Below are 22,152 nucleotides of genomic sequence, written 5' to 3'. Positions count from 1 at the left end.
AGCCCCCGCATATGCGGGGGCTTTGTTTATCCGTCTTTCGACCTACCACAAAGACAGAGTCGCATGTGCTAGGGGAGCGGAAGGAACTGCATCTCGCCGCCATCACCGGCGAATCCCAGATGCAGCACGCCGTCTTCCACACGGAACGTGGCAACGCGCTCAAGATCGCGCATGAACAGCATGTCCTGTGAGTCCGGCGGGCACATCATACGGGTCGACATAAGCATACCGAAGGAAAGCTTGCCCTCTTCAAGGGTATACTGACCGCCGCCACGGTTGCAGTCAAAACGTGCAACAAGGCGCTCTTCGTCCAGCAACAACGTATACCGTTCCGGTTCGATCGCCTTTACGGTCTCCTGAGGAGTTATCGTGGCAATCCACTGCCATGTGGTTCCGAGAACAGCCTGCGGGCTGGTCTGAGGCTTCGCGCCGACACAGGCGGATGTTGCCGCCAGAAAAAGCAGGGCCAGTCCTGAAATCACAGTGCGGGTCAATGATGACATCATACTATCCTCCATTATGGGAGATTGGTTACGGGAGGTTTGGCATCGAATGGAGCGAATGGCTTCTCCAATCAATCGTATGATTCTTACTTGGAACCGAAGATAAAGCCAAGCCTCCTGCACTACATGAGATTGAAGTGCCATTTTCCAGCATTCTACCCATCGGCAGCCCACATAATAACGCCCTCGCGGTCACAGCCTCCGCAGCCAATTTGCATTGGAATTTTCAATGGATACAAAGCAGTTCCATTGCAATAATCAATTTGCCCCATCCCCTTCCCCCGCATATTGTCACCAAACCGTAACAATCCGGATTTGTAGCAGAATATCCGCACCCCAATATGCCAAGGAGAATTCACATGTTCAATCGACTGCGCTTGCTGATGGTTGTCTGCCTGACACTGGCCCTGACTGTTACCGCCTCCCTTTCATGGGCCTCACCGCTTGATGCCTTCAAGGGCAAGCAGGGGACCGTGGATATCGCAGGCGGCACCGCCCATATTCCCGTCATGAAGGAAGCTGCCAAGCGCATCATGACCGCCAACCCCGAAGTCCGCATCAGCATTGCCGGCGGCGGCTCCGGCGTGGGCGTACAGCAGGTTGGCGAAGGACTGGTGCATATCGGCAACACCGGCCGTGGCCTTTCCTCCGAAGAAGTCGCCAAGTACGGCCTTGTCAGCTTTGCCTTTGCCATTGACGGCGTGGCCGTGGTCATCAATCCCGCCAACGGCATTGATGCCCTGACCGCCGCACAGGTGAAAGACATCTACGCAGGCAAGATTGCCAACTGGAAGGAGCTGGGCGGCGAAGACCGTGCCATCACCCTCTACACCCGCGACGAAGCCAGCGGCACCCGTGAAGTATTCTTCAAGAAGCTGCTCGCCAAGGGCGACATTGCCGCCTCTGCCAACGTGGTGCCCTCCAACGGCGCCATGAAGACCGCCATCGCACAGGATCCCGGCGCCATCGGCTACGTGGGCATCGGCCACATCGACAGCACCGTGAAGGCCCCCTCCATGGACGGCATGGTCCCCACGCAGGAAAACGCCGCCAACGGCACCTACACCATCACCCGCAAGCTCTTCATGAACACCAAGGGCGAGCCCCAGGGCGTGGTGAAGGACTTCATTGAATACATCTTCACACCCGAAGGCGCAGAAATCATCCGTGCAAGCGGCTACATTCCCGTATCCAAGTAGCATGCACTTCCGTAAAGGCTGCATGGCGGAGGCCGGACTCACGGCCTCCGCCCTTATCACAGGCACTGCCGTGGCGGCCATTTTCATCTTTCTCTTCCTGTTTGCCCTGCCCGTCTTCACCGGCGGGCAGGGACTTGCCATTTTGAGTGGAGAGTGGAGTCCCTTCAAGGGCCAGTACGGCATTCTGCCCATGCTGGCAGCCTCCTTGTGCGTCGCGCTGTCGGCCCTTGCCATAGGCTGGCCGCTGGCTCTCGGTCTTTGCTGCGGCATCCGGGGCTTTCTGCCCCGCCCGCTGGGACGCGCTCTCCTTGTCATGCTGCGCGGCATGACGGCCTTTCCCACAGTGGTCTACGGCTTCGCCGCCTTTTTTCTATTGGTCCCCATCATGCGTGAAGCGCTGGGGCGAGGTTCCGGCCTGAACTGGGCCACGGCCAGTCTGGTGCTGGCCTTGGTGATTCTGCCCACCATGGCCCTTGTCATGGATGCAGGCATGCGCCAGACCGAAAAGAGCCTGCGCCTGACAGGGGCGGCTCTGGGATTCACCCGGGAGCAGACCCTGGCCCACCTTGTGCTGCCTGCCTGCCGCAAGAGCCTGTTTGCAGCGGCAGCTCTCGGCTTCGGGCGCGCCGTAGGCGACACGCTCATTCCGCTCATGCTGGCCGGCAATGCGCCGCAATGGCCTGCCATGGCGTCTGACAGCATCCGGACACTTACCGCCCACATCGGACTCGTACTGGCCACGGACAGCAACAGCGCGGCCTATGGTTCGGTCTTTGTGGCAGGCTGCCTGCTGCTTCTCGTCAACGTAGCCGTGCAGCTGAGTCTGCGTTTCTGTCTGAAGACGGGGAAGACGGAATGAACAAACCCGGTTTGCATCTTTTGCGGGCAGCGGTCTGGATTGCCGCCCTCCTCGTACCCCTTGCCCTTGCCGCGCTGACCGGGGTGCTGGTCGTCCGGGGAGCAGGAGCCCTTGACGTCGACCTCTTTTTCGGCGGCGTCCCCGCCCTTGCGGCCATAACCGGCCGCATCCCCGTCTGGGACGGCATATGGCCCGCCTGCGCAGGCACCGTATCCCTTCTCGCACTCACCATGCTGCTGGCCCTCGGTCCCGGCATCGGCTGCGGCATATACCTCGCCACCTGCGCCCCCACCAGAATCAAAGCCGTACTGGGCTTCGCCATTGATCTTCTGGCAGGCATTCCTTCCATCGTGATGGGTCTGTTCGGCTTCACCATGCTGCTTCTGTTGCGGCGCACCATTGCCCCGCAGGCCAGTGCCTCGCTGCTGCTGGCAGCATGCTGCCTTGCCCTGCTTGTGCTCCCCGTTCTGGTATCCACCACGCGCGCGGCGCTGGAGGCGCTCCCGCTGCGCTTGCATCTTACAGGGGCGGCGCTCGGACTCGGCAAGTGGCAGACCATCAGACATATCTTGCTCCCTTCGTCGGCACGCGGCATACTGGGCGGCGTTCTGCTGGCAGCAGGCCGTGCTGCAGAAGACACCGCCGTCATCATGCTGACGGGCGCAGTGGCCAACGCAGGCCTTCCGGCGGGCATCACCTCACGCTTCGAGGCCTTGCCCTTCTCCATTTTCTACCGCTCATCGCAGTATCGGGATGCGCTGGAGCTGCAGCAGGGATTCGCCACCACACTGGTGCTGCTGACTCTCTCGCTCGCCCTGCTGGCAGGTGCCTCGAAACTGCAACGCACTCTGGAACAACGATGGCAGGGAACCCGTGAAAACTACTGAACATAGTACGCCTGACAGACAAGACGTTGCGCAAGCCTCTTCCGCACCGCTCCCGAATGAACAGCTTCCCGCACAGCCCCTTGCGGCCCGTATCAGGAACCTGAGTGTCTTCTTCGGAAAACAGCAGGTGGTCAAAGAAGTATCGCTCGAAGCGCCATCCAATGCCGTAACCGTCCTCATAGGCCGTTCCGGCTCTGGCAAGACCACAGTGCTGCGCTCTCTCAACCGGCTGAACGAGTGTTTTCCCGACTGCCGCACGACGGGCCATGCGGAGGTGCTGCTGGACGGCAGGCTTACGGATATCCATTCCGGATTCCGCGACCCCGCCGGTCTGCGGGTCCGTGTGGGCATGGTATTCCAGACGCCGGATGTGCTGCCGGTTTCCATACGCCGCAACATCACGCTCCCCCTGCAGTATGCCCTCGGCCTTGATCAGTCGGTCATGGATATTCGCGTTGAACGAGCGCTGTGCGATGCGGGCTTGTGGGATGAGGTACACAGCAGGCTGGACACTCCGGCAGAAACGCTTTCCGGCGGGCAGCAGCAGCGGCTCTGCCTTGCCCGTTCACTTGCCATGCACCCCGCCATGCTGCTGCTCGACGAACCCACGGCCTCGCTGGATAACGTTTCGTCCAGAACCATTGAGACCCTGCTGAAGGAATTGAAGAGCAGGTATCCGATCATCATGGTTTCGCACAGTCTGGGGCAAGCCCTCCGGCTGGCAGACAGGCTGGTGCTCATGGGCAACGGGCGCATCCGGCATCAATGGGACAGAACGGTCGGGGACAGACAGGTCGGGCTGCCCGACATCGAAACGCTGGAACTCATGCTGGAGGACGCCGCATGCTGCGTATAGAACTTCCGGGGAAAGAGCCGCTCGTTCTTTCCACCCTCATTCTGGACTACAACGGTACGCTGGCAAAAGACGGGGACCTGCTTGCAGGGGTGGCCGAACGGCTTGAGCAACTCGGCAGGCACATGCAGATCATCGTGCTCACCGCCGACACCCACGGAACCGTCGCCGGCAAAACGGCAGGGCTCCCCGTGCAGGTGACGGTCATCAAGGCCTCAAGCCCTGCCACAGGCGAAACGGAAGACATTGCAAAGCTCCATGTTCTGGAAGAACGCGGTGCAGCCACCTGCGCCGCCTTCGGCAACGGGCGCAACGACGCGCTCATGCTCGAGCATGCCGCGCTTTCCGTGGCTGTTCTGGGAGATGAAGGACTTTCCACTACCGCACTCGGAGCGGCTCAGGTGATGGTAAAGGATATCCGCGACGGGCTGGACCTGCTGCTGCACACGGACAGACTGCGGGCAACCCTGCGTTTTTGAGAAGCTTCCCGCGCAGAAAACGTCAGCGCTTCTTTCGCTGCAGTTTTTCCAGCAGTGCGCTGGCCTGCTCGAAGTCGGGATTGAGCTTGAGCGATTCCTTCAGGTAGCGGCAGGAGCTGTCGATATCCTCAAGATACATGTAGGCCTTGGCGATATTGAAGCAGAGATGCTCATCATCGGGCGAGAGTTCCTGCGCCTGAAAATACATCTGCAGGGCGGACTGATAGTCACCTTCCTTGCGCAGCCGCATGCCCACCTTGTTGTAGGGATTCATGGCATCGGGGTCCACGCGCAGGATCTCGATAAACAAATCCTTCACGTCCTGATGCCTGTTCTGCTGCGCATAAATATCAGCGGCATTCTTCAGGTGCTCCTGATACTTCCGCATATCCCCCTTGCCCTTGTAGGCGTCCGCCATGCCCTTGTAGGCTTCCGCGTAGAGGGCGTTCAGGGCCAGCGCCTTGTTGAAGGCGATGATGGCCTTGCCGAACTTCCCCTCCATGAGCGCGCGCGTCCCCATGGAGAAATACCGGTCCGCCTCGTTTTCATGGGGAACCAGCTCGCTGAACTCTTCAATGGCCTCGTCAAAGCAGGCTGCGGAAACAAGATTGCGCGCAGAAATGAGCTGTTCGTTATCCAGTTCGTCGAAACGGGAAGACTCAAGCGCCGCGGCAAGATGCCGCGTGATGGTATCCATGGAATAGGGACGGAGAACGTAGCCCGCACAGCCTGCGCTGATGGCTTCAAGCACATCGCTTTTGCGGTTGCGCAATGTGACCATTACGCTGGGGATGACCATATCCGGATAAGTCTTGCGGACGGAGCGGATGAATTCCTGACCGGTGGCATCGGCAAGCGTGCCGCCGACAATGAGAAGGTCCGGAGCGCTCTTTTCCAGATAGACGTGGCCGAGCTCCTGAGAGGTGCGGTGAGTGACGTTGGTATAGCCGAGGTTCTTCAGCATCTTCCGGTCCACGGAAACATGCCGCTCGTTCTGTGACACCACAAGAACGCTTTCATTCCGATACGGACCATAGATGTTTTTGCCGCTCATGCTTCCCGCAGTCTCCTTCTCACCAGTTGCGGCACACATAGCGCAAGTTCCTGTCCTCCTGCAACCCCGCTAGAAATCTTCCTTTTTGTAGCCCGACACGTCCCAAAGCCCGCAACCACGGCTTTCAGATGCCAATCGCCATCAACACGCCGCACCACACGCCAAAAGAAAAAGCTCCGGCAGTCTCCGCTGGAGTCTCTCATATGCTTTTCAACAAAACCCCGATGGGGTACACAGACAACAGTACTCACTCACTGAAAGAACCGGAGACAAGCATGCGCAACCCCCACCAGATTAAGAGTTTTCCTCACCGCCTTGCCCCGACATTGATACTGGCGCTTTCTCTTGTCTGCTTTCCATTAACGGCTTTGGCGGCAGATGCAACGCAACCGCCCTCCGGAGCGGAGACCGTCACGGCCCGCACGGTAACGGTAACGGAAACGCAGCAGGCCGTGGGCACCATCCGCCCCCGCACGGAAACCCGCATAGAAGCGCAGATTACCGCACGCATACTGGAAATGCGCGTTCGACCGGGTTCGCGGGTCAAAAAGGGGGATGTTCTGGTGGTACTGGATACCAGAGAGCTTGAATCACGCAGGCAGCAAAGCCAGCAGGCCATAGCATCCGCCAACGCGGCAACCCAGCAGGCACGTCAGGCAAAGACTGCGGCGCAGGCCGCCTTCACCAGAATCGAGGCCCAGTACAAGCGCATCCGCGCCCTGTATGAAACCAACGCCGTGGCCAAAAGCGAGATGGATCAGGCAGAGGCTGCTTATGCGCAGGCAGAGGCCGCCCTGAAGCAGGCCACGGAGGGCGTGAGCGGTGCCATGGCGTCGGAAGCCCGGTCCCGCAACATGCTGGAAGAGGCGGGCATCGCCCTCGACTACGGCGTTATCCGCGCCCTTGACGATGGCGAAGTCGTCCGCCGCGAAGCCGAGCCCGGCGATCTGGCCTTCCCCGGCAAAGCGTTGCTCGTGTTGCAGACCGGCGGGTCGCTCAGACTTGATGCGCAGGTGCGTGAAGGACTCATCAGACAGGTACGCACCGGCACGAGACTCACGGTCATGATCAGCGCCATTGGCGATACGCCGCTGGAAGGCGTGGTGGAAGAGGTTGTCCCCGCGGCGGATCCCCTTTCACGCACCTTCGAAGTTCGCATCGGCCTGCCCGCGGACACTGGCGCATATGCCACCATCTACCCCGGCATGTTCGGGCGCGCCTTCATTCCCGTCGGCGAACGCAGCACCGTGCTCATACCGGCACGCGCCGTCACACGCGTAGGCCAGCTTGAAACCGTGCGAATGCAGAATGGTGGAGCCGTTACCACCACTTACATAAAGACCGGCCCCCGCCATGACGACGAGGTTGAGGTGCTTTCGGGTCTGAACGGCGGCGAAACCCTGCTGCTGGAGCGCACCAATGTCCAGTGATCCGAACAGCCAGAACCAGCCGCGCAGCACAGACCACCCCACAGACCACCCCACGGACCAGCCCATGGAAGCTGCGAACGGAGTTGATGCTGGCGTCATCATCGGCATTGTCAGGCAGTTCCTGAAAAGCAAGAACTCCATCCTGTTTCTCGCCTTTGCACTGGCTCTCGGCATAGGCGCAATTCTCGCCACGCCGCGCGAAGAAGAACCCCAGATCATCGTGCCCATGGCAGACATCATGGTGCAGGTGCCCGGAGCTTCTGCGCAGGAAGTTGAAAAACTGGTCGCCACACCGCTTGAACGACTGCTCTGGCAGATCGACGGCGTGGAATACGTCTATTCCATGTCCCGCAGAGACGCCTGCCTTGCCACGGTGCGTTTCCACGTGGGTGAGGACAGGGAAAACGCCTTGGTCCGGCTGCACAACACCATCATGAAGAATCAGGACCTCGTGCCCTCCGTGGTGACGGGATGGGTGGTAAAGCCGGTCGAGATCGACGATGTGCCCATCGTCACCCTGACCCTTTATGCCGATGCGCATACCGGCTACGGTCCGCAGGCACTGCGCCGCATGGGTGAGGAGATGTTCCACCGCCTTGCCGAGGTGGAGAACGTTTCCCGTTGCACCCTAACGGGCGGCATGCCGCGCGAGGTTCGCGTTTCCCTCTCGCCGGAAGCGCTTGGCGCATACCACGTTTCCGCCCTTGATGTGCGTACGGCCCTGGCCGGGGCTGACGCCTCCGTCACTGCAGGCAGCATGGACAGCCTCAACCGCACATTCACCGTCACCTCCGACTCCTTCCTGCGTACCACGGAAGAGGTACGCTCTCTGGTCGTGGGCGCCTATCAGGGCCGACCTGTCTATCTGGGCGACGTGGCCGAGGTTGCGGATACAGCGCAGGAACCGCGCGATTACGTCCGCATCGGATTTTCAGACGCTTACGGCAAGGCCAACGGCCTGCCGGAAGTCCGTGATTCCCTGCCCGCCGTGACGCTGGGCGTTTCCAAGAAGAAAGGCACGAATGCAGTTACGGTTGCCGAAGAAGTCATCGCCACGGCCGAACAGCTCAAAGCCACCATTCTGCCTGACGGGGTGCATATTCGCATAACACGCAACTACGGGGCCACGGCGCAGGCCAAGGTGGACGATCTGCTCTCCTCTCTGGGCTTCGCCATTGTCACCGTGGTCATTCTGCTTGCCTTCACACTGGGCAGACGCGAGGCGCTGGTCGTCGCCGTGGCGGTTCCCGTCAGCTTCGCACTGGCGCTGGCCGTGAACTGGTTCGCGGGCTACACCATCAACCGCGTCACCCTGTTTGCGCTCATCCTGTCGCTGGGCCTTGTGGTGGACGACCCCATCACCAACGTGGACAACATCCAGCGCCATATCAGGGCAGGCAAGCTGCCCCCCATGCCCGCCACACTTCGGGGCGTGCGCGAGGTGCTGCCGCCCGTCATCATGTCCACGCTGGCCATCATTGTCTGTTTTACTCCCATGTTCTTCATCACGGGCATGATGGGCCCCTATATGGCTCCCATGGCCGTGAACGTGCCCCTGACCGTCACCTTCTCCACGGTCTGCGCACTGACGGTGGTGCCGTGGCTGAGCTACCAGTTGCTGAAGCACAGAGCCGGAGAGGTTGCGGAAGGCGAGGTCACCCCCGCATGGATCGTCAACGGCTACCGCCGTTGCGTGACGCCGTTTCTGGATTCGCGCACTGCGCGACTGGGCCTTGCGGGTGCCACCGCTCTGCTCTTCATCTTCAGCCTCGCCTTGGCTGCGGGCCGGTTCGTACCGCTGAAGATGCTGCCCTTTGACAACCGGAACGAACTGCAGATCGTGCTCGACCTGCCGGAAGGTTCCAGCGTTGAGGCCACGGACCGTGCGATTCGCGACATGGAAGCCTACCTGCGCACCATTCCCGAGATCACGGACTTCACCACCTATGCGGGCACCTCGTCCCCCATGGACTTCAACGGCATGGTTCGCCACTACTATCTGCGCGACAGCTCGCATCAGGCGGATATCCGCATCAACCTGCTGGACAAGTCTCAGCGCGACATGCAAAGCCACGCCCTTGCCCTGAGCATGCGCGACGCGCTGCAGGCCATAGCAGACAGGCATGCCGCACGGCTCAAGCTTGTGGAAACTCCGCCCGGACCTCCGGTGCTCTCCACCATCACTGCAGAAGTATACGGCAGTCCCGACCGCACGCCGGAGCAGCTCATCACGGCGGCAAGGCATATTCAGGACGTCATGCGCGCAGAACCGGGCGTGACGGACATTGACGCCACCTATGAGGCACGTCGCCAGCGTCTGGACTTTACCGTGGACAGGGAAAAAGCGGCCCTGCACGGCATTTCCGCCCGCGCCATAACGGACACCCTGCAAATGGCGGTAGGCGGCATAAGCCCTGCCACCCTGCATCTGCCGGACGAACGGCAACCACTGCCCATCCATATGATGCTGCCCCGCGACCAGCGATCCTCTGCCGCGATGCTGGAAGAAATCCCCCTCAAGTCCTCTTCGGGCCATATGGTTCCGCTAGGCGAGCTGGGCAGCTTCCGTCTCGTGAATGAAGACCAGCCCATCTATCACAAGAATCTGAAACGCGTGGTGTACGTGTTCGGGGAGATGGCCGGACGCGCACCGGCAGAGGCCGTTCTGGATATGTCCGGCATACTCAGGGACAACCCCATGCCGCCTTCGACCACCGTAGAATGGGCCGGAGAAGGCGAGTGGAAGATCACGCTGGACGTATTCCGTGATCTGGGCATCGCCTTCGGCGTTGCGCTGCTTGGCATCTATCTGCTGCTGATCATCCAGACGGATTCCTTCGGGCTGCCGCTGCTGATCATGTCTGCCATTCCGCTCACGCTCATCGGCATCATGCCCGGGTTCTGGCTGCTCAACCTGCTCTTCGGCGACAGTGTGGGAGGCTATGACGACCCCGTGTTCTTCACGGCCACCAGCATGATAGGCATGATTGCCCTTGGCGGCATCGTCATACGCAATTCACTGGTGCTCATCGAGTTCATTCAGGAAGCAATGGCACAGGGCATGCCCCTGAGGGACGCCGTGCTGCAAAGCGGGGCAACGCGCATGCGCCCCATTCTGCTCACGGCCGCAACCACGGCACTGGGTGCATGGCCCATCACGCTGGACCCCATTTTCTCGGGGCTTGCCTACGCCCTTATCTTCGGACTCATCGCCTCTACCTTATTCACGCTGCTCATCATTCCGGTAACCTACCACCAACTGACAGCAGCAAAACAATCGTAATAAAAAACGGGCCCCGAGGGGCCCGTTTACATTGCTGACAAAGTCATTTCTGGCCTTTTTTGGCTCCGCCGGGGCTCGCTTTCACTCTTCATCGACACTCAGATCGGACAAGTCCACAAAACCTTCCAGCACCAGCATCGCCCCGAGTGAATACAACACGCAATCACCGGAGTCCTCGTAGCAGACAGTTTGTGTAGACTTGATCTCCCGTACTGCAAGCGGTGCCCCCCTGTCTGCCAATTGGTCCAGATTCATGACCAGATGCACAGCCTGAAGAATGCAGGCCAGCTCCGCTTCCTCACAACCAATCGCCTCCCCGCTGCACAGCAGGGGAAAAGCCCGCACCTGCCCATCTTCCACTCTGGCGAAACGAAAAGGCAGAGCATCGATATGATCGGAGGCAGCCGACAACAGGTCTGCCTTGAACGCCTCATCCAGCGTATTCCAGACCGCCCACGCCGCAGGCCACCCCTTCAATACGTCATCGGCTTTCGCCACTGAGGCATAGGCCTCTCTCACAGTGGAACAAACTACCATATTTCCCTCATGATCCCCATGGCCCCCCATGGCCCCCCATGGCATGTAACACCGTGCAACTCCCACCGGATCGCCCAGACACACAAAAACCGGATGCCTTACTTGGGTAATATGATCGGCCCGTTCTGCTCTCCCACCAACTCAGTGGAAATGGCGCTGCACATTTTCTGGTATTTGGTATTTATCAATTCAAACTCGCGCACCTTCAGAGCAAACAAACGCCCAAGCGAGGCGATCCTGTTTTCAAACAAAGTGCGGGCAAAAGCATACAACTCCACATCAGCCGCGTTCAGCTCCCGCGCAAGAGCAATGTCATCATCACTCACGGCTTCGCGCTTTTCCGCAGCAAGCACGTTACGCTTCTCATAGCACAAGGACTTCAATCCCAGAAAGTCCCCCAGCAACAACAGACTTTCGTCAAAGCGTTCCTGAATGCCCACAAAGCCGAACACATGCTCCAGATTGTGCTTGGCAACCTCCAGCGCTTCTGCCGGAAAGACGTTCACATCAAAATGCAGGCCCGTATAGAAACGGGTCATAAAATTCTTGCCCCGAAACACCAGACGCGGCTCCACGCTTGCCAGATACTCTCTGAAACTTACTTTGTTTTCATTAAGATAGCTGTACATGTGGTTTTCCGGCCAGGACTTCAGAAACAGGTATTCGGAAACAAGCCGCGAAACAGGCTCCCGCAGAAAGGTGAATACCGAAACGTCGCGGGAGTAGATGCGCGGAGGATCATATTCCTCCAGAAACAAATGGCCCTGAATAAGCCGGATGCCGTCCAGTCTCGCCGCTTCAATCTCGCGAAATTCGCGATACTCCTGTTCGGAATAGACGCTGAGAATCTCCTCCCTGCCAAAGCTGTCCCGCAGAATGGCATTGAGAGTGGTCCCGGCTGTCCTGGGTAAATGCAGAAAGAAGAAGGGCTTGGCTGTCATGGGGCTATACGATATCTCCGGCATGGTACGTGCAGTAATCCCGTTCAGGACTCCCTGCGTCAATAATTGAACAGGGTACTGCATACTAGTCACGACAACATACTGCAAGCATTGCCCATTTTCTACAGGAAAAACATGCCGGACCGCATAGCCATATTGAATGTCGAGTTCAATTCCTCGTGCAACCTGCGCTGCCGCTGGTGCGCGCTGGACCACAGCCGCCCCCGCACAGTCATGTCGCCGGAAACACTGGACATCCTGCTCTCACAACTGGCTGAAGGCGCATTGCCGGCACTCAAACGGCTTGATCTGCACAACGGCGGCGAGACACTTCTGCATCCGGACCTCGGCTCCATGCTCGCCGTCCTGAGCCAATGGAAAACCGCCCTGCTCCGGCAGACCCCCGACCTACGCATACGTCTGCTCACCAACGGCATGCTGCTTACGGAACGCAAATCCCGCCAGATCATAGAAAGCAGTGCCGTTGACTGCCTGCGGTTCAGTGTGGACGGCGGTTCCCCGCAACAGTACGAAGCAATCCGGGTCGGGGCGCGCTGGAAGACACTGGTACGCAACGTAACCCGATTCTGCGAGCTGAACACCAAGGCGTTGCAGCCCATTCGTACTGAAGCCATATGCATGGTGCCGGAAGGACACAACACCCCCTTCTCTGACGAGTTCACCGCCCTTCTTGCCAATATCGACACAGTTTCCCTGCGCCACCCGCACAACTGGGATGGCAGCGCCGAACTGGGCGTGAATGACGCAAGCTACAGAAATATAGCCGAACGGCATACAGGCCAGTGTTGCTATCTGCTGGAACACAATCTGGTGGTGCTTCCGGACGGATCTGTCACGGTATGCTGCAACGATCTGAATGCCCGGGGAGTCATCGGCACCCTGCACGAAACCCCGCTCAGAGACATTGCCCCTTCTCCGGTCAGACAACAGATGAAGGAACTCATGCTGCAAAATCGCAAGGCCGAAATACCCCTTTGCCGAAACTGCACGGGATTTTTCCGCCCCTGACCCCACCCAGAACAATATCTGTAATACATTGTTTTAATTCAATTAAAAACACCACAATTCCCAAGCATCAAAACTATTTTTTAAATTCATACCTTTTTTGTAGGAAAAGCTTGCCTAAAACATACAAAATAGGTATGAATTAACCACAGGGACACGCTGCGGCATTTCTGAAAAAAATCTGCCACAGATGGAGCCAATGCCCCGCACTTGTCTTATACTTTATACGACAGGTGCACGGAGGAGCCCCTTTGGAAACCGCTGCCGCCCCTGCCGAACGACTGTTTGTTTTTCTCACAATAACCCCTACGGGGTAAAAGTATGAAAAACACAGCCGGGGAAAGAAAACCCGAGCAGGGATTCCAGTACGCACAATTCCTACCTGTTAGGTAGGAGATGGATAAGGAGTGGTTTCAAAACCTTTAGTGAAGGAGGCTGGCCATGACAGCTCTGGGGTACAAGACACAGGATGAGTCCAACAAGCCAATGAATTGGGATATGTGGACATGCTTCAACAAGAAGCGCTGGGAACAGCGCGCAAAGGATCGCCAGGCGAACCCGAAGCCCGCGGAAGTTGAGGAAGAAGTTAACCGTCCCATGGACTGGGACATGTGGAAACCCTTCCGCAAACAGTAATCCGCATCATCCGGCTATGAAAACGTTCTACGACGGCGTGCAGCACGACGGTTCCCGACCCTGCGCCGGCAGCACGACGAATCTGGCATACGTAGATCGTCCTTGAAACCGGATGCATGATGCGGCAGCAAAAGCCGCAACAAGGCATCAAGACATTGATACAATCTGCCGGTCCCAATGGCATGGGACCGGCAGAAATCAGCAGCCAAACACATACGTGTGTATCGAGTGGATGAAACGGGATGCATAACCTCCTTCACAAGGGCATCCCGTTTCACCAACACGGCTCTACCAAGCCTATCATTCTGCGACATGAAGGTGTATAAACACGTGCCGGGCATCAGGAACGAGTGTTCCTTGACGCCCGCCTAGCCCTCATGTAGGGATGTCATTACACGTGTGAATCCTGTGTCGAGCACGGCACGTCAACTTTCTCACTCAACCACCGCCGTACATGAAACTTTCTGCACGCACACGATACGCCACGAGAATTCTTCTCGACCTTGCCCAGCACGGGGACAGTGAAAATCCTGTCACTACCACAACGCTTTCTGAAGTCTCAGGCATTTCAGTGCAGTTCATCGAACAGATTCTCAAGCCGCTGAAAAAGGCAGGTCTTGTCGCAAGCGTGCGCGGAGCCGCCGGCGGACACATGCTGACCCGCGATCCCGAATCCGTCAGCATCGGCGACATCATCCGAATCATGGAAGGCGGCATCGAGCTCACTCACTGCTGTCAGGATGAAATTGCCAAGGAATGCCCCAGAACCGACCGTTGCCTCACCCGCGTTGTATGGCTTCGTGCCTCCCGAGCCCTTGAGAAGGAACTGGATTCCATCTCGCTCAAGGATCTCATCAACGGCGATGTAACGTTGCCGGAATAACCCCTCCCTTTTTCTCCCATCCCGCTCCCGGTTCCCTGAACCTTTTGGAAGAAAACCCACTCCCTCACAGTTTTTTCGCTCAGCTCGCCGCAAAGAATGAGAGTGAGATATCTTCCAAATTGAGCAACCAATCACTTCGCTTTTTCAACAACACATCACAACATACTAAAATAGCGCGACTTTTTTCTAAAGAGCCGCGCTTGACACATTTTTCACTTTGCATTAATCCTGACTCGAACAATCCAGATCATTTTAATCGGAATTAAATCATTCCCAGATTAATTTAATTCAGAACACAATACTCCGGATTGAACACGAGGACTACAGATCGCGTGCCCAGAACTCGCGATTGTCATTCCTGAACGAATGAACCTCTCCCGGGAGAAGCCCATGAGAATTTCCACCACTGCGCATTACGCATCCCGCCTTCTTGCACAGCTCGCCATGCACGAAACCGACAAGCCCATTCCGGCTGCGGTGCTTTCCGACAGCACAGGCATCTCCGTGAAGTTCATCGAAAAAATCATCCGTCCCCTGAAGACTGCGGGCTTCGTTCGCAGCGTACGCGGTGCTTCCGGTGGCCACATGCTCTGCATCCGCCCCGAGGAAGTGACGCTCGGTCAGGTGCTGCGCGTTGTTGAAGGCGGTGTTCAGCCGCCCCAGTGCTGCCCCGACAACCAGTGCGGCGAACACGATTGCGCAGCCCGCACGGCTTGGAACTCTGTAACCAGAGCTCTGGAGCAGACGCTGGAATCCATCACGCTGGCTGACCTGATGAAGGAGAACCTGAACTCCTACCCCTGCCAGTAACCCGGACACGCAGGTTCACCCTGCCCGGTTTCGGTCAGATCGGCAGACGTTCAGTCGGCGAAACCACACGAAAGGCATATGGCAACGCCCTGCCGCAGGCAGGATTATGCACCTTCATGCCCTGAGAAGGGCCGGCGTTGCAATGCACTTATGCATACCCCTTTCCCGTAGGGGGTAGGCAAGGCCGAAAGGCCACAGCTTTTGAATACGCTCTCCCGCTCAGGCGGGGGCAAACAATAACGTGCTTAGAACATAGCATTCGATAAAGGAGACCTGGCATGAAAAAACTGCTCATTCTCGGTTCCGGTTCCGGCGGTACCATGGTTGCAGCAAAGATGCGCAAACTGCTGGCGGAGTCCGAATGGGACATCACCATCATTGACCGCGATCCCATCCACCACTATCAGCCCGGCTGGCTGTTTGTGCCTTTCGGCATCTACACCATGAAGGATTGCGTCAAGCCGAAGTCCGACTTCATCCCCAAGGGCGTAAACTTTGTTCTCGACACCATCGTGAACATCGACCCCGCCGCCAAGGTGGTTACCACCAAGCAGGGTAAGTATGACTACGACTACATGGTGATCTCCACCGGCTGCCGCATCATGCCCGACGAAATCGAAGGCATGTCCGAAGGCTGGCGCAAGAACATCTTCGACTTCTACACCCCCGATGGCGCTAAGGCCCTGTGCCCCCAGATGCACAACTTCAAGAAGGGCCGCATGGTGTTCAACATCGCCGAAATGCCCATCAAGTGCCCGGTTGCTCCTCTCGAATTCGTATACATGGCCGACTGGTTCTTCACCAAGATGGGTGTCCGCAAGGACATCGAAATCGAACTGGTGACTCCCCTCACCGGCGCTTTCACCAAGGCCGTTGCCGCCGAAGTGCTTGGCAAGCTGTGTGACGACAAGAACATCAAGGTTGTTCCCAACTTCGTTCTCGACAGCGTTGACTCCGAGAACAAGGTTATCTCCGACGTTATGGGCAACGAACTGGACTACGACATGCTCGTATCCATTCCCCCGAACTTCGGTCAGCAGGTCATCGAAGACTCCGGTCTGGGCGATGCCATGATGTACATCCCCACCGACAACGCCACCCTGAAGGCCGAGCAGATGGAAAACGTGTACGTTCTTGGTGACACCACCAACGTACCCACCTCCAAGGCCGGCTCCGTGGCCCACTTCGAGTGCGACATCGTGTGCGCCAACCTGTTTGCCGAAATCGAAGGCCATGAGCCCCATCACCACTTCGACGGCCACTCCAACTGCTTCATCGTTACCGGCTTCGACAAGGCTTCCCTCATCGACTTCAACTACACTGTTGAGCCCCTGCCCGGTAAGTTCCCCCTGCCCGGCGTTGGCCCCTTCGACCTGCTCGGTGAAAGCCGCATGAACTACTACGGCAAGCTGATGTTCCGTTGGATTTACTTCAACCTGATGATGAAGGGCCACGAACTGCCGTTCGAACCTGACATGTACATGGCCGGCAAGCTCGACGTCCGCAAAGCCAAGAAAGACTAGGGGCGGTGCAATGACCAACGAAGAACGCATTCTCGAACGCCTCGAGTCTCTCGAGGAGAAGATCAGCATGATGCACAGCCGTGCAGAGACCATGCAGGATCTTCAGGAGACCGTCACGCCCATCGTACGGGACGTGATGAACAACGTGATGCTGAAAAGCTTCAGCGATGTGCAGGAACGCTGCACCCTTGAAGACCTTGGCGCACTGTCCAAGCGCTTCATGATGAGCGTTCGCGACCTCACCTGGATGATGGAATCTCTTGAGAACATCATCGAGCTGTGGCGCACCTGCGAACCCATGATCAAGCCCACCTTCATCGCCTCCATCGAAAAGTTCGATGAACTCGATCAGAAGGGCGTGTTCAAGGCGCTTGGCGCTCTGAGCGATTCCATGGGTAACATCACCCAGAAGTACACCCCCGAAGAGTTCGGCCGTATGGGCACCGCTCTGGTGAACATGGCCGGTCTGCTCGAGCGCCTTGCCGACGCTGACATCGAAAATGCCAAGAGCGTTAGCCCGCTCGGCATGGTGGGCCAGCTGCACAGCAAGGACTCCAAGCAGGCTCTCGGTATCATGGCTGAACTGCTTTCCGCCCTCGGAAAGTCCAAGAACGCCTAAAAAGAACAACTACTCCTTCCGGCCGCGCCGTTCCTCTGCGCACGCTGCGCGCAGACCGATCCGTCAGGGAGCGGCGCGGACGGTTGGAGCAACACCCGAAAACGGACTCGTCCGGACGAATTGAACAGGGAGGCCCCATGGCCAAGAAGATCCTCATCGTTGATGATGACCCGACTATTGTAACGTTCCTCGAAGACCTGCTGCGCGATCACGACTACTCTACCTGCGCCGCTTACAGCTGTGCGGAAGGTCTTGAAAAAGCACGTCAGGAAAAGCCTGACCTCGTGCTTCTGGATATGGAAATGCCCGGCAAGGGCGGCACCATGTTCTTTGTGAATATGCGTAAGGAATCGGAAATCAAGGATACGCCCGTAGTGGTCGTCAGCGGTGTGGGCCCCCGTCCTCCGGCGCTGCGCAAGGGTGTTCCCACCATTTCCAAACCCGTTGATGTATCCCTGCTTCTTAGCACGGTTGCAGAGCGTATTGCCTAGGGTATCCTGAATCGTGATAGCCGTGCGACGGAAACCCCATCGCACGGCTTTTTTCATATCCAGAACCGGAACGGCTCAGCAAAACGCCGGAAGAGATGTTCATGCTCCCATTCCCATCCGCCAGTTGTTTCAGTGGCACTTCCGACACCCCTTCCGTGCTTGTCACCTTTGATGCGCCGGATGTCGTGGCCCTGCTTGAAAGAGCCGGTTTCAACGTCCTGACGGATCAGAGAACGCTCGGCGGGCTGTGCAGCCGCCCTTCCCTTTCTGCGAATACCCCTGTCGGCATGGCCTCTCCCACGGTTATCCTCTCCCGTCCGCACACCGTGCCGGACTTTCTGGACTCCGAAATCGTCATTCTGGCGTACCCCGAAGAATTTTCCGACGTCGCCACCCTTCTGGATGAAGGCGCATCCGCCATGGTGCCTGAGCCGTATGACCCCGCCCTGCTGCTCGCAACCATCCGCAAGGCATGGGACGACGCCTCAATGCGCCACGAGCTGAGGCGCTATCAGGAAGACAGCCGCAAGGTTGCCCACGAGCAGGCCGCAGCCATGCTGCAGGACGAACGCATCGCCGCCGCGGGCATGATTGTGGAAGGCCTTTCCCGCGCCATGCTGGAAGCCGTGGAAGACGCCAAGTGTGCGGAGTATGTGGCCCAACTGCCCACCCATGCCGCGCTGCATGAACGCAACGGCTCCATCGTCGCCGCCAATAATGCATTCCGTGACCGATTCTGCACCGACGCAATCAATAGCGCCAAAGGCATCGTCTACCAGTCCGCAGGCAATGAAGGATGGATCAACCCCGTTGAGGAAACCTTCCTTTCCGGCGCTTCCTGCAAACGATGCGAACCAATTTTCACTGCCCACGGCGAAGAACTGCCCTCCCTCATCTACACCTTCCCCATCAAGGGACCGGAACGCGAATACGATCTCGTGCTGGAAATTGCCGTAGACGTTTCCGAGGTTGAGGAACAGCAGCAGAAGCTGCTTGCCGTGCAGAAGCAGTATCGCAAACTTTTTGACGAAGCCCCCTGTTTCATCACCGTGCAGGACAAGGACTTGCGGGTGGTGGACGCCAACCGCCGGTTCAAGGAGCAGTTCAGCTACACCCCGGGTGCACGCTGTCATGAGCTGTACAGGCACAGCTCGGAACCCTGCGCGGAATGCCCTATCGTCCGCACCTTTGAAGACGGCCAGTCCCATCAGGCGGAAAAGCAGGTGACCACCAATCAGGGCACCCCCTGCAACATCCTTGTCCAGACTGCTCCCATATATGATGAACATGGCGAACTGACGCACGTCATCGAGCTTTCCACAGATATCACCATGATCCGCCAGTTGCAGAGCCATCTCGCCTCCCTCGGCATCATGCTCGGCTCCATGTCGCACGGCATGAAGGGCCTGCTCATGGCCATAGACGGCGGTGCCTACAGACTGGAAGCGGGCCTCAGGAAGGAAGACATCGAGCGCATCGCATCAGGTTGGACGCAGGTACGGGAAAAGCTCGGCAGTCTGCGCAAGATGTCGCTCGATATTCTGGACTACGCCAGAAACCGCGAGCTTGAACTCGGCCAATCAGACCTCCGGGAATTTGCGGTTCAGCAGTTCGAGGCCATACGCCACAAGGCGGAAACCAACGGCATCGCCCTGACGCTGGATGTGGAACAGGCGCAAGGTTCCTTTGAAGCGGATACGCTGTCCCTCGCTTCAGCCGTCACCAACATTCTTGATAACGCCGTGGATGCCTGCCTCTTCGACAGAACAAAGACGAAACATGCCGTCACATTCCGCGTCTGGCGCAACGGCGAATACGCGCACATGGTAGTGGAAGACAACGGCGTGGGACTGGACAGGGAAACCCGCGACAACATGTTCACCCTGTTCTTTTCCTCCAAGGGACACGTAGGCACGGGCATCGGCCTTTTCTACGCCCACGAAGTTATCACCCGCCACCATGGCGACATCACCATTAATTCCGAAGTAGGCTGCGGCAGCAGCTTCCATATCCGTCTGCCCCTGCACCAGCCCGCAACGCACTAGTCTGCGGATCTCCATACAAGATACAAAAAACGGCGACAGGTCATCAGACCTGTCGCCGTTATCCATTCATATAACTCGGAAAAATCAGCGTCCTGCCAGCAGGGACACCCTGACCTTCACCACCACTTTCTTCACGGGGGCAGGTTTTCCGTCCATGGCCACACCCGGGGCATGTCCGTCTTCAGGATACAAGGCCGCAAACACGCCGTCTCCCAGCGTTATGCGCGTAGTGGGCGCTCCATCGCGGGCATAACGCATAACGTCCCCCTTGGCGGGATCATAGTCCTGCGTCACGGCAAGCGCCTTCACGGGAGCATAATCAAACCACTCATGCCCACGCAGCAGGAATTGCACGTCCATGTACTCACGGTGCGACTCGTAGGGTTTGCTGTTCTCCGGAACCGTCTCGTATTCCGCAACCACGGCAAAGATGTCCGTACCGTCTATGGCATACTTCCCCACGGCCATTTCGGGCGTCAGCGATTCCAGAAACAGAAAGGCCTTTTCCCACGTAGGTCCAAGCGGATACGTCCGCCAGTTTTCCAAGGTATCGACAATCACGGCAACTCCTCAGGGCACGGATTCAACCCGCCCGACACACTCAGTTCATTGCAAAAGCCATGGACCGTCCCATGGTCCAGACAGTCTGGCATTATGCTGATTTTCCCTCTGCATGTAAATCACATTGCCGGCACGCATCGTAACCGCCTGATTGGTCTGACCTCTTGCCCAAACACAGTCCAACCCCATTCTCCCGCAAGGCATAACAGGCCAAGATTCTTATTGACTCATCCCTCGGTTCTGACAAACATCCATACGAGTTCAAAACGCGCAGTTCGCAAACGTACTGCCCGCCGCTTCCGATTATGCACGTACACGGAGACAATCGCATGGTCCATCATCCGGCGTATGCACGCCTCGTATATCTCCCCTGCCTGATTCTGCTCTTCTGCCTCGGCATGCTGGCCGGTTGCTCCGGCAATGCGCCGGAGAGCGGAAAAAAGAAACGCGACGTCCCCGTTATCGTTGCAACAGCGGTGCAGGAACCAGCCCAGTTCGTGGTTTCCGCCGTAGGCAACGTCCAACCGCAGGCAACCGTTGCCATCAAGACGCAGGTTGGCGGTACCATTGTGGAACAGCGGGTTCGCGACGGCCAGAGCGTGAATGCTGGCGACCTGCTTTTCAGATTGGACCCGCGCCCCTTCGAGCTTGCCATCCGCGAGGCACAGGCCAAACTCGGGCGTAACCGCATTCTGCTGGAAAAAGCCAACAAGGATCTCAAGCGGTATGCCCAGCTCAACAAGATAAACGCCGTGGCGCAGGAGCAGTACGACAAGACCTACGCCGACGCAAAATCGCTGGAAAGCGATATACAGCTCAATCTGGCCACGCTGGAACGTGCGCAGCTGGACCTCAGCTACACGGTCATCCGCGCCCCCATTCCGGGCAACGTGGGAATTGTGCAGGTCAACGAGGGCAACGTCATCAAGGCCAACGACGACCGCACCCTCTGCGTCATCAACCAGCTGGAACCCATTTCCATTTCCTTCTCCCTGCCGGAAAAATATCTGCCGGAAGTCATGACCATGCGGCAGGCAGGAGAGGTAACCGTGTACATCACGCCTGCCACCGGCAAAGCGGACGACAGCCAGAGCGCCTCCAGTTCAGGCAACTCCATTGCCGCCGCGCTCACCGCCATGGACAACACCGTGGATACGGCAACGGGCACCATCAAGCTGCGGGCTCAATATTCCAACGCCGACAAGAAACTCTGGCCCGGGCAATTTGTCAGGGCCGGACTGGTCTTGCGTGAAGAGCCCGCCGCCGTGCTCATTCCCACCGCTGCGGTCATGGACGGCATCAACGGCTCGTATGTGTATGTCATCACTCCGGACAACAAGGCCGAAGACCGGCTCATCACCGTGGATTTTCTTGTCGGAGACCGAACCGTTGTCTCCGCGGGTCTGAAAGCGGGCGAACGGGTGGCGCTTGACGGCCAGGTCCGTCTGGCCCCCGGCATGAGCGTCGAGGTACGCAACGAACCCAAGGCAGTCCCCTCCCCCGCCGGAGCGGAACCGGCAAAGGCGCAGTAGC

At 58.1% G+C, this 22,152-nt stretch carries 21 protein-coding genes; 16 read left to right on the top strand and 5 right to left on the bottom strand.

All coding sequences use genetic code 11. The features are described 5' to 3' along the window. Positions 1-68: 68 nt before the first annotated feature. Entirely contained in the window at positions 69-506 is a 438-nt protein-coding gene (locus tag N1030_RS00710; RefSeq protein ID WP_265827054.1) for an META domain-containing protein, read from the bottom strand. Between the two features lie 380 nt (positions 507-886). Here N1030_RS00710 and N1030_RS00705 point away from each other — a divergent pair, with 380 nt between their 5' ends. The 5 genes from N1030_RS00705 to N1030_RS00685 are packed head-to-tail and all read left to right on the top strand — an operon-like array spanning position 887 to position 4,780. Next, positions 887-1,702, top strand: coding sequence for a phosphate ABC transporter substrate-binding protein (locus N1030_RS00705; RefSeq protein WP_265829114.1), 816 nt, complete (start codon positions 887-889; stop codon positions 1,700-1,702). A 1-nt stretch (position 1,703) separates the two neighbouring features. Continuing rightward, positions 1,704-2,561: a PstC family ABC transporter permease gene (locus N1030_RS00700; RefSeq protein WP_265827052.1), complete on the top strand. Its 858-nt coding sequence runs from the start codon at positions 1,704-1,706 to the stop codon at positions 2,559-2,561. Then, on the top strand, positions 2,558-3,448 hold the full coding sequence (locus tag N1030_RS00695; RefSeq protein WP_265827051.1) for an ABC transporter permease subunit: 891 nt from the start codon (positions 2,558-2,560) through the stop codon (positions 3,446-3,448). Before N1030_RS00700 ends, N1030_RS00695 begins: the two co-directional genes overlap by 4 nt. After that, positions 3,435-4,304, top strand: a complete 870-nt coding sequence (locus N1030_RS00690; RefSeq protein WP_265827050.1) for a phosphate ABC transporter ATP-binding protein — start codon at positions 3,435-3,437, stop codon at positions 4,302-4,304. Before N1030_RS00695 ends, N1030_RS00690 begins: the two co-directional genes overlap by 14 nt. Continuing rightward, the gene (locus N1030_RS00685) at positions 4,292-4,780 is read left to right on the top strand and encodes an HAD family hydrolase (protein WP_265827048.1); all 489 of its coding nucleotides are present in this window, start codon (positions 4,292-4,294) and stop codon (positions 4,778-4,780) included. Before N1030_RS00690 ends, N1030_RS00685 begins: the two co-directional genes overlap by 13 nt. Before the next feature lie 22 nt (positions 4,781-4,802). On the opposite strand, the gene N1030_RS00680 is transcribed toward N1030_RS00685, so the two are convergent. Continuing rightward, on the bottom strand, positions 4,803-5,834 hold the full coding sequence (locus tag N1030_RS00680) for a tetratricopeptide repeat protein (protein ID WP_265827047.1): 1,032 nt from the start codon (positions 5,832-5,834) through the stop codon (positions 4,803-4,805). Positions 5,835-6,109: 275 nt separating this feature from the next. On the opposite strand from N1030_RS00680, the gene N1030_RS00675 reads away from it, so the two are divergent. Both N1030_RS00675 and N1030_RS00670 read left to right on the top strand, forming a co-directional pair. Then, positions 6,110-7,264: an efflux RND transporter periplasmic adaptor subunit gene (locus N1030_RS00675; protein WP_265827046.1), complete on the top strand. Its 1,155-nt coding sequence runs from the start codon at positions 6,110-6,112 to the stop codon at positions 7,262-7,264. 64 nt (positions 7,265-7,328) lie between these two features. Beyond that, positions 7,329-10,547 (top strand): efflux RND transporter permease subunit, encoded by a 3,219-nt coding sequence (locus N1030_RS00670; RefSeq protein ID WP_265829113.1) that lies wholly within the window; start codon positions 7,329-7,331, stop codon positions 10,545-10,547. Positions 10,548-10,628: 81 nt separating this feature from the next. Here the strand turns inward: N1030_RS00670 and N1030_RS00665 are convergent, their stop codons facing one another. Continuing rightward, a complete protein-coding gene (locus tag N1030_RS00665; protein WP_265827045.1) occupies positions 10,629-11,084 on the bottom strand; it encodes a hypothetical protein in 456 nt (151 codons plus the stop codon). A gap of 98 nt (positions 11,085-11,182) precedes the next feature. Next, positions 11,183-12,025 carry a sulfotransferase family 2 domain-containing protein gene (locus tag N1030_RS00660; RefSeq protein ID WP_265827044.1) on the bottom strand — a complete coding sequence of 281 codons (843 nt, stop codon included), beginning with the start codon at positions 12,023-12,025 and terminating at the stop codon, positions 11,183-11,185. A 135-nt stretch (positions 12,026-12,160) separates the two neighbouring features. On the opposite strand from N1030_RS00660, the gene N1030_RS00655 reads away from it, so the two are divergent. From N1030_RS00655 to N1030_RS00620, 8 genes are all read left to right on the top strand, one after another. Beyond that, complete coding sequence (locus N1030_RS00655; RefSeq protein WP_265827043.1) at positions 12,161-13,054, top strand: radical SAM/SPASM domain-containing protein; 894 nt, start codon at positions 12,161-12,163, stop codon at positions 13,052-13,054. Between the two features lie 438 nt (positions 13,055-13,492). Further along, on the top strand, positions 13,493-13,687 hold the full coding sequence (locus N1030_RS00650) for a hypothetical protein (protein ID WP_265827041.1): 195 nt from the start codon (positions 13,493-13,495) through the stop codon (positions 13,685-13,687). A gap of 454 nt (positions 13,688-14,141) precedes the next feature. Then, on the top strand, positions 14,142-14,570 hold the full coding sequence (locus N1030_RS00645) for an RrF2 family transcriptional regulator (RefSeq protein WP_265827040.1): 429 nt from the start codon (positions 14,142-14,144) through the stop codon (positions 14,568-14,570). A gap of 390 nt (positions 14,571-14,960) precedes the next feature. After that, positions 14,961-15,380, top strand: a complete 420-nt coding sequence (locus N1030_RS00640) for an RrF2 family transcriptional regulator (RefSeq protein ID WP_265827039.1) — start codon at positions 14,961-14,963, stop codon at positions 15,378-15,380. A 278-nt stretch (positions 15,381-15,658) separates the two neighbouring features. Next, the gene (gene sqr, locus N1030_RS00635; protein ID WP_265827038.1) at positions 15,659-16,903 is read left to right on the top strand and encodes a type III sulfide quinone reductase, selenoprotein subtype; all 1,245 of its coding nucleotides are present in this window, start codon (positions 15,659-15,661) and stop codon (positions 16,901-16,903) included. 10 nt (positions 16,904-16,913) lie between these two features. Continuing rightward, positions 16,914-17,522 carry a DUF1641 domain-containing protein gene (locus N1030_RS00630; RefSeq protein WP_265827037.1) on the top strand — a complete coding sequence of 203 codons (609 nt, stop codon included), beginning with the start codon at positions 16,914-16,916 and terminating at the stop codon, positions 17,520-17,522. A gap of 137 nt (positions 17,523-17,659) precedes the next feature. Continuing rightward, entirely contained in the window at positions 17,660-18,013 is a 354-nt protein-coding gene (locus N1030_RS00625) for a response regulator (protein ID WP_265827035.1), read from the top strand. Positions 18,014-18,114: 101 nt separating this feature from the next. After that, the gene (locus N1030_RS00620) at positions 18,115-20,058 is read left to right on the top strand and encodes an ATP-binding protein (protein WP_265827033.1); all 1,944 of its coding nucleotides are present in this window, start codon (positions 18,115-18,117) and stop codon (positions 20,056-20,058) included. Between the two features lie 84 nt (positions 20,059-20,142). On the opposite strand, the gene N1030_RS00615 is transcribed toward N1030_RS00620, so the two are convergent. Continuing rightward, positions 20,143-20,619, bottom strand: coding sequence for a NanQ anomerase/TabA/YiaL family protein (locus tag N1030_RS00615; protein ID WP_265827032.1), 477 nt, complete (start codon positions 20,617-20,619; stop codon positions 20,143-20,145). Between the two features lie 329 nt (positions 20,620-20,948). On the opposite strand from N1030_RS00615, the gene N1030_RS00610 reads away from it, so the two are divergent. Next, entirely contained in the window at positions 20,949-22,151 is a 1,203-nt protein-coding gene (locus N1030_RS00610) for an efflux RND transporter periplasmic adaptor subunit (protein WP_265827030.1), read from the top strand. Position 22,152: the final 1 nt, after the last annotated feature.

It is taken from the genome of Desulfovibrio mangrovi (assembly GCF_026230175.1).
Classification (GTDB): Bacteria; Desulfobacterota; Desulfovibrionia; order Desulfovibrionales; family Desulfovibrionaceae; genus Halodesulfovibrio; species Halodesulfovibrio mangrovi.
The sequence above is the reverse complement of the archived record's forward strand: the minus strand, read 5'-3'. Positions and strand labels throughout refer to the sequence as shown.

Bases quoted from the DNA above. Each gene is read 5' to 3' on its own strand.
- N1030_RS00710 (WP_265827054.1), bottom strand. From the start codon at position 506: ATGATGTCATCATTGACCCGCACTGTGATTTCAGGACTGGCCCTGCTT.
- N1030_RS00705 (WP_265829114.1), top strand. From the start codon at position 887: ATGGTTGTCTGCCTGACACTGGCCCTGACTGTTACCGCCTCCCTTTCA.
- N1030_RS00700 (WP_265827052.1), top strand. From the start codon at position 1,704: ATGCACTTCCGTAAAGGCTGCATGGCGGAGGCCGGACTCACGGCCTCC.
- N1030_RS00695 (WP_265827051.1), top strand. From the start codon at position 2,558: ATGAACAAACCCGGTTTGCATCTTTTGCGGGCAGCGGTCTGGATTGCC.
- N1030_RS00685 (WP_265827048.1), top strand. From the start codon at position 4,292: ATGCTGCGTATAGAACTTCCGGGGAAAGAGCCGCTCGTTCTTTCCACC.
- N1030_RS00680 (WP_265827047.1), bottom strand. From the start codon at position 5,834: ATGAGCGGCAAAAACATCTATGGTCCGTATCGGAATGAAAGCGTTCTT.
- N1030_RS00675 (WP_265827046.1), top strand. From the start codon at position 6,110: ATGCGCAACCCCCACCAGATTAAGAGTTTTCCTCACCGCCTTGCCCCG.
- N1030_RS00670 (WP_265829113.1), top strand. From the start codon at position 7,329: ATGGAAGCTGCGAACGGAGTTGATGCTGGCGTCATCATCGGCATTGTC.
- N1030_RS00665 (WP_265827045.1), bottom strand. From the start codon at position 11,084: ATGGTAGTTTGTTCCACTGTGAGAGAGGCCTATGCCTCAGTGGCGAAA.
- N1030_RS00660 (WP_265827044.1), bottom strand. From the start codon at position 12,025: ATGACAGCCAAGCCCTTCTTCTTTCTGCATTTACCCAGGACAGCCGGG.
- N1030_RS00655 (WP_265827043.1), top strand. From the start codon at position 12,161: ATGCCGGACCGCATAGCCATATTGAATGTCGAGTTCAATTCCTCGTGC.
- N1030_RS00650 (WP_265827041.1), top strand. From the start codon at position 13,493: ATGACAGCTCTGGGGTACAAGACACAGGATGAGTCCAACAAGCCAATG.
- N1030_RS00645 (WP_265827040.1), top strand. From the start codon at position 14,142: ATGAAACTTTCTGCACGCACACGATACGCCACGAGAATTCTTCTCGAC.
- N1030_RS00640 (WP_265827039.1), top strand. From the start codon at position 14,961: ATGAGAATTTCCACCACTGCGCATTACGCATCCCGCCTTCTTGCACAG.
- sqr (WP_265827038.1), top strand. From the start codon at position 15,659: ATGAAAAAACTGCTCATTCTCGGTTCCGGTTCCGGCGGTACCATGGTT.
- N1030_RS00630 (WP_265827037.1), top strand. From the start codon at position 16,914: ATGACCAACGAAGAACGCATTCTCGAACGCCTCGAGTCTCTCGAGGAG.
- N1030_RS00625 (WP_265827035.1), top strand. From the start codon at position 17,660: ATGGCCAAGAAGATCCTCATCGTTGATGATGACCCGACTATTGTAACG.
- N1030_RS00620 (WP_265827033.1), top strand. From the start codon at position 18,115: ATGCTCCCATTCCCATCCGCCAGTTGTTTCAGTGGCACTTCCGACACC.
- N1030_RS00610 (WP_265827030.1), top strand. From the start codon at position 20,949: ATGGTCCATCATCCGGCGTATGCACGCCTCGTATATCTCCCCTGCCTG.